Annotated in this window: 11 protein-coding genes; 7 read left to right on the top strand and 4 right to left on the bottom strand. The window is 67.2% G+C overall.

The window, feature by feature from the left end; genetic code table 11:
- Positions 1-7 precede the first annotated feature (7 nt).
- The 3 genes from FQU96_RS21225 to FQU96_RS21215 are packed head-to-tail and all read left to right on the top strand — an operon-like array spanning position 8 to position 3,815.
- Complete coding sequence (locus tag FQU96_RS21225) at positions 8-517, top strand: (2Fe-2S)-binding protein (RefSeq protein WP_146543318.1); 510 nt, start codon at positions 8-10, stop codon at positions 515-517.
- Positions 514-1,500, top strand: a complete 987-nt coding sequence (locus FQU96_RS21220) for a xanthine dehydrogenase family protein subunit M (protein WP_146543317.1) — start codon at positions 514-516, stop codon at positions 1,498-1,500. Before FQU96_RS21225 ends, FQU96_RS21220 begins: the two co-directional genes overlap by 4 nt.
- Positions 1,501-1,541: 41 nt before the next feature.
- Complete coding sequence (locus FQU96_RS21215) at positions 1,542-3,815, top strand: xanthine dehydrogenase family protein molybdopterin-binding subunit (protein ID WP_218574798.1); 2,274 nt, start codon at positions 1,542-1,544, stop codon at positions 3,813-3,815.
- 124 nt (positions 3,816-3,939) lie between these two features.
- Here FQU96_RS21215 and FQU96_RS21210 read toward each other — a convergent pair whose 3' ends face one another.
- The 3 genes from FQU96_RS21210 to FQU96_RS21200 form a co-directional block, all read right to left on the bottom strand.
- The gene (locus FQU96_RS21210; RefSeq protein ID WP_146543316.1) at positions 3,940-4,485 is read right to left on the bottom strand and encodes a DUF3592 domain-containing protein; all 546 of its coding nucleotides are present in this window, start codon (positions 4,483-4,485) and stop codon (positions 3,940-3,942) included.
- A 124-nt stretch (positions 4,486-4,609) separates the two neighbouring features.
- Complete coding sequence (locus tag FQU96_RS21205; protein ID WP_146543315.1) at positions 4,610-5,374, bottom strand: hypothetical protein; 765 nt, start codon at positions 5,372-5,374, stop codon at positions 4,610-4,612.
- Positions 5,375-5,610: 236 nt separating this feature from the next.
- On the bottom strand, positions 5,611-6,579 hold the full coding sequence (locus FQU96_RS21200; protein ID WP_255468427.1) for a lytic transglycosylase domain-containing protein: 969 nt from the start codon (positions 6,577-6,579) through the stop codon (positions 5,611-5,613).
- Between the two features lie 90 nt (positions 6,580-6,669).
- Between FQU96_RS21200 and FQU96_RS21195 the strand changes: the two genes are divergently transcribed.
- Both FQU96_RS21195 and FQU96_RS21190 read left to right on the top strand, forming a co-directional pair.
- Positions 6,670-7,617, top strand: a complete 948-nt coding sequence (locus FQU96_RS21195; RefSeq protein ID WP_178130618.1) for a polysaccharide deacetylase family protein — start codon at positions 6,670-6,672, stop codon at positions 7,615-7,617.
- Positions 7,618-7,686: 69 nt separating this feature from the next.
- Positions 7,687-8,484 carry an enoyl-CoA hydratase-related protein gene (locus FQU96_RS21190; RefSeq protein WP_178130617.1) on the top strand — a complete coding sequence of 266 codons (798 nt, stop codon included), beginning with the start codon at positions 7,687-7,689 and terminating at the stop codon, positions 8,482-8,484.
- A gap of 70 nt (positions 8,485-8,554) precedes the next feature.
- Here the strand turns inward: FQU96_RS21190 and soxR are convergent, their stop codons facing one another.
- Positions 8,555-9,043: a redox-sensitive transcriptional activator SoxR gene (gene soxR, locus FQU96_RS21185; RefSeq protein WP_146543312.1), complete on the bottom strand. Its 489-nt coding sequence runs from the start codon at positions 9,041-9,043 to the stop codon at positions 8,555-8,557.
- 85 nt (positions 9,044-9,128) lie between these two features.
- Here soxR and FQU96_RS21180 point away from each other — a divergent pair, with 85 nt between their 5' ends.
- Together FQU96_RS21180 and FQU96_RS21175 are read left to right on the top strand one after the other, a co-directional pair.
- Positions 9,129-10,271 (top strand): efflux RND transporter periplasmic adaptor subunit, encoded by a 1,143-nt coding sequence (locus FQU96_RS21180; RefSeq protein WP_146543311.1) that lies wholly within the window; start codon positions 9,129-9,131, stop codon positions 10,269-10,271.
- A complete protein-coding gene (locus FQU96_RS21175; RefSeq protein ID WP_146543310.1) occupies positions 10,268-13,366 on the top strand; it encodes an efflux RND transporter permease subunit in 3,099 nt (1,032 codons plus the stop codon). The genes FQU96_RS21180 and FQU96_RS21175 overlap by 4 nt, the downstream gene beginning before the upstream one ends.
- The last annotated feature ends 9 nt before the right edge of the window (positions 13,367-13,375 follow it).

Raw genomic sequence — 13,375 nt, 5'->3', positions numbered from 1 at the left:
GGCACCGATGGCAATCGTCATCAATGGAACGGCGTATCCGTTACCCGACGACCCCCGCGTCTCGCTGCTCGATCTGTTGCGAGAGCGGCTCGGCCTGACCGGCACCAAGCTGGGCTGCAACCAGGGGGGCTGTGGCGCATGCACCGTCATCGTCGATGGCGCGCGCGTGCTGTCGTGCCTGACGTTGGCGGTCCAGGCGGACGGGCGCGAGGTGAGGACGATCGAAGGACTGCCGTCGGACGATGGGCAGCTTCATCCGCTGCAGCAGGCTTTCATTGAACATGACGGACTCCAGTGCGGCTACTGCACACCCGGTCAGATCTGTTCGGCCGTCGCGATGGTCGACGAGTTGCGCCGGGGTGACCCCAGCTACGTGACGGCCGATCTCGCTACGGGTCCGGAAAGCGCGACGCGCCAGGAAATACGCGAACGGATGAGCGGCAATCTGTGCCGGTGCGGCGCGCATAACGGGATCGTCGAAGCAATCGAGGCGATGCTGGCCGGAGCTGCGCCATGAGATCGTTCGATTACCGGTGCGCCGCCGACCGAACCGAAGCTTTATCCATGGCAGACACGGCACAAGCCCGCTTCCTCGGCGGCGGCACCAATCTGGTGGACCTGATGCGGCAGAACATCGAAGCGCCGGCCGCGCTGGTGGATGTGTCTCGCTTGCCGGCCGCCATTGAGGAGACGCCAGACGGCGGCCTGATCATCGGCGCGGCAGTGCGCAACAGCGCCGCCGCCGCGCATCCTGCCGTGCGGACGCGTTATCCGATGCTGTCACGCGCCATTCTGGCGGGTGCGTCGGCGCAGATCCGCAACATGGCGACCATCGCAGGCAACATCCTCCAGAGAACGCGCTGCCCCTACTTCTACGACGCTGCCGGATCGCGCTGCAACAAGCGCGAACCCGGTATCGGCTGCGACGCCATCGACGGTTTCAACCGCTATCACGCCATTTTCGGCGGGTCGGAGCACTGCATCGCGACACACCCATCGGACATGTGCGTGGCGCTCGCCGCACTGGACGCGACGGTCCATCTCGCCGGCCCCGGCGGAGAACGAAGCGTACCCCTCCTCGATTTCCATCGATTGCCCGGCGATCATCCGGAGATCGAGACGGCACTACGACCAGGCGAACTGATCACCGAGATCGAACTCGCGCCAAGCGCCGCTGCGGCGAATTCCACCTATCGCAAGGTTCGCGACCGTTCGAGCTACGCATTCGCGCTGGTCTCGATCGCCGCCGGACTGCAGCTCGTCGCAGGAAAAATCGAACACGTGCGGATCGCCGTGGGCGGCGTCGCGGCGAAGCCATGGCGCGCCACGCGGGCCGAGCAAGTTCTGCTTGGCCAGGCGCCGACGAGAGAGCGTTTTCTCGAGGCCGCCGATGCGGAGCTCGCCGCCGCCAGGACGTTCGACGGCAACGCCTTCAAGGTCGAACTGGTGAAAAGGACCACCGCTGCGGTGCTCAGCGAACTGGCGGGAGTGGACGCATGAGCAAGTTGCAGAACGCCATCGTTGGCGGTGTCCGCACCGCGATGAGCTATGTTCCCAGCAGTTGGTTGCCGGGGGGCAAGCCCGATCCGCTGATCGCAAGACGCGTCACCCTCGGCACACAGCAGCCGCGCGTCGATGGGCCCGACAAGGTGAGAGGCGCCGCGCGGTTCGCCGCCGAAGTGCCGATGGAGGGTCTGCTCTATGCGGCCTGCGTCCATTCGACGATCGCGCGCGGCAGGATCGCGGCGCTCGATGTCTCCGTCGCCGAGGCAGCGCCCGGCGTCGTTCTTGTGATGACGCACCGCAACGCGCCGAAGATGGCGTTGCCGCCGCCGATCGGACTGACCAACCTCAAGGCCGCGGGCAACAGCATTCTACCGGTAATGCAGGACCCGGACATCCGCTGGAACGGACAGGCGATCGCGGTGGTGCTCGCCGAAACGCAGGAGCAGGCCGACCACGCTGCATCACTCGTCAAAGCGCGCTACGAGGCGGTTGCCGCGCGCACGCGGTTCGAGACGGCGAAGGCCGATGCGCGCACGCCCGACTCGCTCATGATCGAGAAGAACCAGCTGAAGAAAGGCGACGTCCAGGCAGCGTTCCAAGCGGCGGCACGGCGTGTCGATGCGGTCTATCGGACGCCCTGGCATAACCATAATCCGATCGAGCCCAACGCCGCGACGATCGTCTGGAGCGGCGATCGGCTGATCGTTCATGACGCGACGCAGATGCTGAACGGCACGGCCGGCTCGCTCGCCAAGGTCTTCGGCATCAAGGAGTCGCAGGTGCATGTCAGTTCGCCCTTCGTCGGCGGCGGCTTCGGCGGCAAGGGGCTATGGGATCACCAGATCCTGGGTGCCGCCGCGGCCAAGCTCGCGGGCCGACCTGTGCGGATCGCCCTGTCCCGCGCCGGCATGCATCGCCTGATCGGCGGCCGATCGCCGACGGAACAGCGCGTCGCCCTTTCCGCTGAAGCCGACGGAAAGCTCACGGGACTGATCCACCACGGCTTTTCAGTAAAGCCGCAGCACAGCGTCTGCGATGAGGCCTTCACCTTGAGCGGCCGATCGCTCTACGCGTCAGACAGCGTCGATATCGTGCAGCACACGCTCGATCTCGACGTGTTGGCCAACACGTTCATGCGGGCCCCCGGAGAGGCTCCCGGCACCTTCGCCCTCGAGTGCGCCATGGACGAACTGGCACACGCACTGGGGATGGATCCCATCGAACTGAGGCGCCGCAACGTCTCCGATGGCGATCCCATCACCGGCGCGCCGCATTCGCAAAGCGACATGATGCTGGCCTATGAGCTGGGCGCGGAGCGATTCGGCTGGCATCGCCGCGTGGCTGCGCCGCGTTCGCTCAAGGATGGCGAGTGGCGCCTCGGCATGGGCTGCGCAACGGGCTCTTTCCCGTACGCCCGGATGCCCGGCATGTCGGCCCGGATCACCATTGACGACAACGGTCATGCAACGGTCTCAAGTGCTGCGCATGAGATGGGCATGGGCACGACGACCGTGCAACAACAGCATGCGGCAGACCGTCTTGGCTTGCCGCTGGACAGGGTCACGGTCAGGATCGGCGATACGAGTCTGCCCTTTGGCAGCTTTGCCGGTGGCTCGTCGCAGACCGCTTCCCTGGGGGCGGCGATCAACGCGGCCAGCGCCAAACTGGCCAGTCAGTTGCTGCGCCTGGCCGGCAACGATACGCCTCTCGCCGGGTTGAAAGTGGGCGACATCGAATTCGCCGACGGCGGCCTGCGCAAGATCGACGATTCGTCCCGACACGAGAGCTTCGTGTCGATCCTCAAACGTGCCGCGCGCCGCGAGGTCAGCGTGACGGGAGAGAGCGGCGCGCCCCTCGAAATGCTCAAGTTCTCGATGCACAGCAGATCGGCGATCTTCTGCGAGCTTCGCGTGAGCGACGTGACCGGTGAGATCCGCATCGATCGCCTCGTCGGCTGTTTCGACTGCGGCCGCATTCTCAACCCCAGGACCGCCGCGAGCCAGTTCCGCGGCGGCATGATCATGGGTATCGGCATGGCGCTGACGGAGGAGACTCTGTTCGATGAGCGCACCGGGCGGGTCATGAGCGCATCGATCGCCGACTATCACGTGCCCGTACATCTCGACGTGCCGGACATCGATGTTCTGTGGACCGACATTGCGGATCCTCGCACCCCCATGGGCGCACGCGGCATCGGCGAAATCGGCATCACCGGCGTCGCGGCCGCCATCGCCAACGCTGCGTTCAACGCCACCGGAAAACGCGTTCGCGACTTGCCGCTGACACCCGACAAGTTTCTGTTCGCCTGACCCGGCATCACTCGCTGCGGGAAAACCGCCAGGAACGACCGTGCCGTCATCGCATTCCGGAGCGCGACATCAACGGGCCTCGCCCGGATCGAAGATCGTGCATCCGGTACCGCGTGCGCCAGCTCTACCGCGGCAGGGCAGCTCCCTTGGTTGCCCGTCGCCGTGATCGGGCCGCGTGCACGCGCCATGTCAGCCCGATCCCGGTTATCAGGACTGCGATGAAGGCGGCGATGACCATCCACATGCGCGGCCCCGGCACGGTCTCGTAGGTGGAACGAACGCCGTTGCGCGTCGGATCGGCGGGATCGTAGAGAACGATGAGTCGTGCATCGGCTCGCATGAGTTCGGGTCGCGACGGGTCGGTTAGGTTCGCGAATTCTGCTTCCGTGATCTGGTCGCCGCCGGTCCACTGCCGGCCCTGGTCATCGGCGAATGTATAGTGCACCCGATAGATGCGGGTGAAACCGAACGACACGGCTACTGTGATCGTGTCGCTGGCGTGAAGCGGCTTTGCCGCGGCCTGGCGGCCGTCTCGCAGCATCAAAGCCGCTTCTTCCGCATCCTCGGCCTGAAACGCATGCAGGTTTTCGGCGACGATGGTCGCTGCCAGCAACGACAGCAATATCCCGACCCGCCAAACCAAAGGCACTGCCAACAACTGACCAATCATGGTTCCCGCACCACTCCATACAATCGATGGTAGTATAGCAGGACAGGAAGGGGTGGCAGAAAATCGATGAGGAATCGCGGGCGAAAGGACGGAAGCCTCGGCGCCTGCCGTGGCCTCCTCGCCGTTACCGCGCCGCGCCCGGATCGAAGGTCAGCACGAAGCGGCGGAACTGATCATAGCGATCGCGCGGATACGGCAAAGGCTGGCACCGGGGATCCAGCACCGCCTGCAGCGCCGCGGCGGCAAAGGCCCGCACGCGTGGGCTGCCAGCGACCTGGGCCTGCGTCTCGGCATCGAGCCTTGCATCGGTCGCCCTGCCGCCCTCCGCCATGTCGACGACAACGTGGACGGCCGGCGGCCCGCCCGTGCCGCCGGTGTCGGCAACATGCCAGCAGCGCTTGAGCTTGCGCACCATGGTGCCGTTCTGCTGCGCCGGCAGACGCTCCGGCGCCGTTCCTGACGGTGTCGGTGCCGGCGGTGTATCGGTCAGCGACGCCGACGGCGTCACCGGCTTGCAGAACTTGTAGACGTCGGCGATGCGCGCAGGCGTGGCCGATGCGGCGTCGCGGGTGCCGTGCAGGCGCGCCGCCTCGTAGGGCTGCCGCCATTGGTCGGGAATGGCTGTCGACGCCGAGAAATAGAACCACAGCACGAACCTGGCTGCGTCCGCCTGCGACAGCAACCCAGCGAACTGGAATTGCTGGGCGGCCGCACTATCGGGTTTGAAGAACGCGGCACAGTACCCCAACCGCTGTGCCATGCCGCGCGCCGCCGCGTCGGCGTTGGCCGGTTGGCCTGTCGTGGCGGACTGCTGCGGTTGCTGCGCGTAGACCGGCTGGTGCCATGACGACATGGCCATTGCTGTCGCCACCAGGATCAGGGGCCGCATCGTTGCCTCCCATTGCTACGCCGGGTCAAGCGATCGCTACCCCCTCGGCGCGACGCCGCTGCCCCAGGACCCGACGAATGCTAAGCATTTTGCTTGTACCGACCATGTTGTGACAAGCAAAACACTTACCGATTACGGTTAAGACGAACGCGAAGGTTGCCACGGCCTGATATTTTCTTGATCGACGATGCTCGCGCTTCGTTCGCCGTGACAGGTCAAGATGACAGTTGCGTTAATCAGTAGCGCGGATTGCGCAGGACCATGCAGGCGCCGCCGGCGGCGCGCAGCCGGGCGCACAACGAGTCGGCGGCCGCCTGGCTGTTCTCGGAGACACGCACGATGAAGCGCGAGGGTACGCGGCGGCGCGCGATCAGCACCAGCGGCAGGCGATCCCCCAGCACGGCAGCATGTCGGCGACGCAGCCGCTCGTAGGTCGCCAGCACACGCCCCTCGGACCAGTTGCCGGCGAGCTGCACGCCCCAGGGTCCCCAGGCCGGGCTCGACGTGAGCGCGACCCGCCGGCGCTGGCTCTCCTTCAGCGAGGCTGCCAGTTCGATGCAGCCCATCTTCCGGGTCGTCTCGGACTCCTGGAACGTCGGTGGCGTGCGCGAAGCCCAGGCATCGGCGGTATGGCCGGTGACGATATGGACGTAGGCCCGTGTCTCACCCGGCAGCAGGCCGCGGCCGGCCATCCACGCCTCGACACGGCTGGGGCCGGCGTTGTAGGCCGCCGCCGCCAGCCCCAGATTACCGCTGAACGTGGCGCGCAGCTCGCGCAGGTAGCTGGCCGATTCGTGCAAGCCCTGCACCGGATCGAACGGGTTGATCAGCCCGCGCCCGGCGGCGGTCTGCGGCATGAATTGCGCGATGCCCTGGGCCCCCGCCTCGCTCACGGCTTCGGGATCGAACCGGCTCTCCTGCCAGATCAGGCGCGTGAAGAAGGCCTCGGGCAGGTCGTTGTCCGAAGCCGCCTGCGCCAGCACGCGACAGAGCTCGGCGACGGAAGGGCCCGGTCCCTTGACGTCGGGTCCGGCAACCGCGTCGGCCCCGGTCTGGGCATGGGCCGATGCCAGCGACAGGCCGACAACCAGCGCCACGCCGCGCGCGGCCAGCTGCCACCACGCCGCCGATCGCTTCACGGAACCGCCGACATGCCAGGATGTCCGGCGCGCCTTCAACCCCTGCCCCAACATCGCGCGAATCATGACACAGCCCGCACATCCGCGCATCCGTCGCACAAACGCCCCAGTCGGCAGCCATCACCCCTGCCCCGCTTCCCTCTCGAGGCCAGACACGTGAGCGTCATCGGACTGATCCAGCGACTGGCCCTGGTGCACCTGCTCGTCATCGGCACCGCCAGCGCCCAGGAAAGACGCGTGGCGATCACGTTCGACGACCTGCCTGCCGCCATCGATACCGGATCTTCGGCGCCGCCGCTGGCCGACGTCGCGGCGTTGAACCGACGGATCCTCGATGTCCTGCGCCGCGACAAGGTTCCGGCCACGGGTTTCGTCATCGAAAAGACCGTGCAGTCCCTGCCACGGGATGCCGTACGGCGCCTGCTGGCGGCATGGACCGACGGCGATCTCAGCCTGGGCAACCACACCTATTCCCATGCCGACATCAACGGACTGTCCCTGGACGCGATCGCAGCCGAGATCGACCGCGGCGACGCGACCATCCGCCCCCTGATGACGGCGGCGAACAAGACGCTGCGCTTCGTGCGCTTTCCGCTCAACCACACCGGCGAAACGCCGGCGCGGCGCGATGCCATCGCCGATCTGCTGCGCGCACGCGGCTATACGCTGGCGGCGTCGACCATCGACACCTCTGACTATGTGTTCGAGCGTGCCTATGGCCGGGCACTGGCCGCCGGACGCGACGCCGATGCGCAGCGGATCAAGGCTGCGTATCTCGCCCACAGCGCGATCCAGATCGACTACTACGCCGACTTGAACCGGCGCGTGCTGGGCTACGCGCCGCCCGAGGTGATGCTGCTGCATCTCAACCGGATCAACGGCACCAGCCTGCCGGATATCCTGGCGCTGTTCCGTCAGCGGGGCTTCCGGTTCGTGACCCTCGATGCAGCCCAGTCCGACCCGGCCTACCGCGCGCCGACCCGCTTCGCGACACCGTTCGGCCCGATGTGGGGCTATCGCTGGGCCCGCGACCGCGGCGTCAAGGTCGATGGACGGCTGGAGCAGGAGCCGCCGGACTGGGTCATCCGCTACGCACCGGGCTGATCGCTGGCGCCGGCCGGTGGCTTCTGTTATTACCTACCGGTCGGTCGATAATTGAATGCCGGAGGAACCGTGACCTACGAGACGCTTTTGCTGGAGCGCGACGGGCCGCTCGCGACACTGACGCTCAATCGCCCCACGCGGCTCAACGCCATGAGCGGCGTGATGGCGCAGGAACTGCCGGCGGCGATGAACCAGCTGCTGGGCGATGACGGCGTACGCGCCATCCTGCTGACGGGCGCCGGGCGCGGCTTCTGCGCCGGTGCCGATCTCAAGGACATGCACGCGCGCAACCAGGATGGCACCGCGCGCGCCCAGGGCGGCGACAACCTGCGCAAGACCGTCAATCCCATGTTGTTGCGCATGGCGGCGGCGCCGAAGCCGATCATCGCCGCCGTGAACGGACCGGCGGCGGGCTTCGGCTGCGGCCTGGCCCTGGCGGCCGACATCGTGCTGGCCGCACGCTCGGCGAATTTCCTGCAGGCCTTCGTGCGGCTGGGCGTGGTGCCGGATGGCGGCAGCTCCTGGCTGCTACCGCGGCTGATCGGCCGCAGCCGGTCATCGGCCATGATGCTGCTGGGCGAGAAGATCCCGGCCGAGACCGCGGCGCAGTGGGGCCTGATCCACCAGGTGCTCGACGATGACGCGCTGATGCCGGCGGCACGCGCGCTGGCGCTGAAGATGGCCAACGGCCCGACGCTGGCCTATGCCGCGATCAAGCGCATGATCCAGGTCAGCACGACCAACGACTTCGCCGCCCAGCTGGCGCTGGAAGCGGGCAACCAGGACGCCGCCTTCGAGACGGCGGATTTCCGCGAGGGCGTCGCGGCATTCAACGAAGGACGCGAGGCGAAGTTCGCGGGGCGGTGACGTACCCTTCTCCTCGCGCAGGCCAACATAGCGTTGCCTGATTGAGCGGCACGAAGCCCCTCATCCGGCCCTACGCGCCACCTTCTCCCCGCCTGCGCGGGGAGAAGGGACTGATCAATCGCCGGGGGCCGGGGCCGTCGCGGCCGAGCCTGTCACCGGGGTTGCGCAGCGGGCAGTCCCTCAGCGACAGACAGCCGCAGCCGATGCAGCTGGTGAGCTGATCGCGCAGCTGGGTCAGGCTGACGATCCGTTCCTCCAGCATCTTCTTCCAGGACGACACGAAGCGTGCCCAGTCCCGCGCATTGGGCGTGTGGTCAGGCGGAATGGCTGCGAGCGACGCACGAATGACATGCAGCGGTATGCCGGCCCGCTGCGCGATCTTGATGATGGTCACGCGCCGCAGCACCGCGCGCGGATAGCGGCGCTGATTGCCGTCCGTGCGCCACCCCTCGATCATTCCCTTCTTTTCATAGAAATGAATCGTCGACACGGCGACGCCGGTGCGTGTCGCCACCTCGCCCACGGACAGCACGGCCCTGGCATCACCATCGTCACTCATCGTCCTTGACCTCAACTATGGTTGAGGTTGTAGCCTAGCAGCACGATCTGCCACTGCAAGACCCCGCGGGGTCCAAGGAATCGACATGAGTTCAGGATCCGACGCCCCTCGCGGAGCCTTGCGCCATCTGCGATCGATCGCCGCTGCCATCGTCCTGGTCGGCGCCGTGCTGGGCGGCATCTACGGATGGCGCCAGGAACGCCGTGCGGCCGCCGCCACCAGCTACCCGGCGCATCCCATCGAGGTCGTGGCGCAGGCGGTGACGCCCGAGACGCTGCCGCAGTTCCTGGAGGCGATCGGCTCGCTGCAATCGGTCCAGGAGGTGATGCTGTCGGCGGAAGTATCGGGCCGCATCGTCAGCATCCGGTTCGAGGCCGGCAGCACGGTGGCATCAGGTGCGCCGCTGCTGCAGCTCTATGACGCACCCGAACGGGCCGACCGTGCCGCGGCCGCAGCGCGGCTGCAGCTGGCCGACCTGCAGTACAAGCGGGCCGCGGCGCTCTCGGCCACCGGCGCCGATTCCCGGGCGCGCCTGGACCAGGCCGACGCCGAGCTGGCGCAGTCCCGCGCCGCCATCGATCAGCTGGACTCCCGCATCGCGCAGAAACAGATCAAGGCGCCCTTCCCCGGCCAGATCGGCCTGCGGCGGGTCAATCTCGGCCAGTACGTCAATGCCGGCGATCCGGTCGCGACGCTCACCAACCTCGACCGGCTCTATGTCAACTTCACGCTGCCGCAGCAGGAGCTCGCGCGGCTGCGGGTCGGCGGGACGGTCACGGTCAGCGCCGATCCCTTCCCCAGCCAGACGTTCCAGGCGCGCATCAACGCCATCGAGCCCAAGATCGGTGAAGGCACCCGCAACGTCACCGTGCAGGCCGTGATCGACAACGAAGGCCATCGGTTACGGCCGGGCATGTATGTGACGGCGCGCGTCGCGTTGCCGCCGCGGGACAATGCGATGGTGGTGCCGCTCACCGCGATCATGGCGAGCGCATCGGGCGACTCGGTGGTGGTCGTGCGCCATGCGGAGGGGCGCAGTGGCGGCGGTACCGCCGACGTCGTGCCCGTGGTCACGGGCCAGCGCATCGGCGATAGGATCGTGGTGGAACGCGGCCTCAAGGATGGCGACGTCATCGTGACCCGCGGCCAGCTGCGCGTGCGGCCCGGCGCCGCCGTGACCGTCAAGCCGGGCGAGACCGCTTCCCTGCCGCCGGCCGTGCAGCCATGAACGTCACCGACATCTTCGTGCGTCGGCCGATCCTGTCGGTCGTCGTGAGCCTGCTGATCCTGCTGGTGGGCGGCAGCGCCATGTTCTCGCTACCGGTGCGGCAGTATCCGAACCTCGAGAGCGCCACGATCACCGTCACGACGACGTATCCCGGCGCAACCCAGGACGTGATGCAGGGTTTCGTCACGTCGCCCATCGCGCAATCGATCGCCACGGCCAGCGGCATCGAGTACCTGACCTCGAACTCGACCATGGGCAGCAGCCAGATCAAGGCGAAGCTGGTGCTCAACGCCAACGCCGACCGGGCCATGACCGAGATCCTGGCCAAGGTCCAGCAGGTCAAATACCGGCTGCCGCAGGGCGTCACCGACCCGGTGGTCACCAAGATCACGGACGGCGCCTCGGCCGTGCAGTATGTCGCGTTCACCAGCGACAGCCTCAGCATTCCGCAGATCACCGACTTCGTGACCCGCATCGCGCAGCCGCTGTTCACCTCGATCCCCGGCGTCGCCTCGGCCGATCTCTTCGGCAGCCAGACGCTGGCCATGCGGATCTGGATCGACCCCAACAGGATGGCGGCCCGTGGGCTCACCGCCGGCGACATCGCGGCCGCCCTGCGCGCCAACAACGTGCAGGCAGCCCCCGGCCAGCTCAAGGGCGAATGGACGGTGACCGACATCACAGCCTCGACCGACGTGAAGAGCCTCGATGGCTTCCGTCACCTGGTGCTGAAGTCGACTCCCGACGGCCTGGTGCGCCTGTCCGACGTCGCCACCCTGGAGATCGGCGGGCAGAACTATACGAGCTCGGCACTCAAGGACGACCGGCGCTCGGTCATGGTCGGCATCTCGCCCACGCCCGACGGCAACCCGCTGGATATCGTCAAGGCGGCCAACAAGCTGATCCCCGACATCCAGGCGCTGGCGCCACCCAGCCTCGGCGTGACCAGCGTCTTTGACGTCACGCACTTCGTCAACGCCTCGATCGCCGAGGTCGAGGCGACCTTGATCGAGGCCGTCGCGATCGTCGTCGTGGTGATCTTCCTGTTCCTCGGCACCTTGCGCGCCGTGATCATCCCCGTGGTCACCATTCCGCTCTCCATCGTGGGAACGGCGGCGCTGATGCTGATGGCCGGTTTCTCGATCAACCTGCTGACCTTGCTGGCCATGGTGCTGGCGATCGGGCTGGTGGTCGACGACGCCATCGTGGTGGTCGAGAACATCCATCGGCATATCGAGGAAGGCCTGTCGCCCGTAGCGGCGGCGCTGGTCGGCGCCCGCGAGATCGTGGGTCCGGTGATCGCGATGACGATCACCCTGGCCGCCGTCTACGCCCCGATCGGCCTGATGGGCGGACTGACCGGCGCCCTCTTCCGCGAGTTCGCCTTCACACTCGCCGGCTCGGTGATCGTGTCGGGAATCGTCGCCCTGACATTGTCACCGATGATGACGTCGGCCCTGCTGAGCGCCAAGACGTCGGAGAGCCGGCTGGCGCGCACCATCGAGCATGCCATGGCCGCCGTCTCCGAGACCTACAAGCAGGCGCTGGCCTACACGCTGCGGGCCCGTGCCGCGGTCCTGCTGGTGGCGGTCTCGATGCTGATGGCGATCGTCGTGCTGTTTCTCGGGACCGAGCGCGAACTCGCGCCGCAGGAGGACATGGGTTACGTCTTCACCGCCACGCGCGCCCCGCAGTACGCGAACATCGACTACACGACGGCGACGTCGAAGAAAGTCGTCGCGATCTTCCAGCAGCAACCGGAGTTCACCTTCAGCTTCTTCGTCAACGGCACCGACGGGCAGAACCACGCCTTCGGCGGTTTTGTGATGACCGACTGGAAGACACGGCAGCGAACCGCCACCGACATCCAGAACCACCTCTACGGCGCCGTCGCCTCGGTGACCGACAGCTCGGTGACGCCCTTCCAGCCGGCGGCGCTGCCCGCCGCCAGCGGCGGCCTCCCGTTCCAGATGGTGCTGCGCGCGCCCGACGACTTCGCCACGCTCAACGCCGAGATGGAGAAGATGAAGGCGGCGGCCTGGCGCAGCGGGCTGTTCGTCTTCGTCGACAGCGACCTGGCGTTCGACAGCCCGCAGGCACGCATCCGCATCGACACGGCCAAGGCTGGTGACCTGGGCGTGACCATGCAGGCGATCGCCGATACGCTGGCCGTCCTGGTCGGCGAGAACTACGTCAACCGCTTCAATTTCTTCGACCGCTCCTATGACGTGATCCCGCAGGTGCGCGGGGTCGATCGCGTCACGCCGGAGAATCTCGGCCGCTATTATGTGCGCGCCGCCAATGGCACGCTGGTGCCGCTGTCGACGGTGGTCGCGGTCGATGTCGGCGTTCAGCCCAACCGCCTGCCGCAGTTCAACCAGATGAACGCGGCGACCCTGTCGGGCGTGCTGAAACCCGGCGTGACCATGGGCCAGGCCGTCGACTTCATGGCCGCCCTGCCGCGCGCCCCGGGTGTCACCATCGACTGGATGTCGGACAGCCGCCAGTACGTGCAGGAAGGCAACCGGCTCACGATCTCGTTCGGCTTCGCGCTGGTTGTTATCTTCCTGGTGCTGGCGGCGCAGTACGAGAGCTTCCGCGACCCGCTGGTGATCCTGGTCACGGTGCCGCTGGCGATCTGCGGTGCGCTGACGCCGCTCTATCTCGGCTTCACGACGCTCAACATCTATACCCAGATCGGCCTCGTGACGCTGATCGGCCTGATCTCCAAGCACGGCATCCTGATGGTGGCGTTCGCCAACGAGATCCAGAGCAGCAAGGGCGCCGACCGCACCACGGCGATCCTGGAAGCCGCCAAGGTGCGCATGCGGCCGGTGCTGATGACGACCGCGGCGATGGTGGCCGGCCTCGTCCCCCTGCTGTTCGCCACCGGTGCCGGCTCGGCCAGCCGTTTCGCCATCGGCATCGTCGTGGTGATGGGCATGCTGGTGGGCACGCTCTTCACCCTCTTCGTACTGCCCACCTTCTACGTGCTGCTGGCCCGCGACCACCGCCCCAGCCACGCCGGCGAGCGCCAGCGCGCACTGGCGGCGTTCGACGACCAGCCAGCGCCAAGCCCCTCTCCGCCCGCTTAGCGGGCAGAG

Origin of the sequence: Reyranella sp. CPCC 100927, assembly GCF_007859315.1 — a bacterium.
Taxonomy (GTDB): domain Bacteria; phylum Pseudomonadota; class Alphaproteobacteria; order Reyranellales; family Reyranellaceae; genus Vineibacter.
The sequence above is the reverse complement of the archived record's forward strand: the minus strand, read 5'-3'. Positions and strand labels throughout refer to the sequence as shown.

Bases quoted from the DNA above. Each gene is read 5' to 3' on its own strand.
- FQU96_RS21220 (WP_146543317.1), top strand. From the start codon at position 514: ATGAGATCGTTCGATTACCGGTGCGCCGCCGACCGAACCGAAGCTTTA.
- FQU96_RS21200 (WP_255468427.1), bottom strand. From the start codon at position 6,579: ATGATTCGCGCGATGTTGGGGCAGGGGTTGAAGGCGCGCCGGACATCC.
- FQU96_RS21225 (WP_146543318.1), top strand. From the start codon at position 8: ATGGCAATCGTCATCAATGGAACGGCGTATCCGTTACCCGACGACCCC.
- FQU96_RS21175 (WP_146543310.1), top strand. From the start codon at position 10,268: ATGAACGTCACCGACATCTTCGTGCGTCGGCCGATCCTGTCGGTCGTC.
- FQU96_RS21205 (WP_146543315.1), bottom strand. From the start codon at position 5,374: ATGCGGCCCCTGATCCTGGTGGCGACAGCAATGGCCATGTCGTCATGG.
- FQU96_RS21210 (WP_146543316.1), bottom strand. From the start codon at position 4,485: ATGATTGGTCAGTTGTTGGCAGTGCCTTTGGTTTGGCGGGTCGGGATA.
- FQU96_RS21215 (WP_218574798.1), top strand. From the start codon at position 1,542: ATGAGCTATGTTCCCAGCAGTTGGTTGCCGGGGGGCAAGCCCGATCCG.
- soxR (WP_146543312.1), bottom strand. From the start codon at position 9,043: ATGAGTGACGATGGTGATGCCAGGGCCGTGCTGTCCGTGGGCGAGGTG.
- FQU96_RS21180 (WP_146543311.1), top strand. From the start codon at position 9,129: ATGAGTTCAGGATCCGACGCCCCTCGCGGAGCCTTGCGCCATCTGCGA.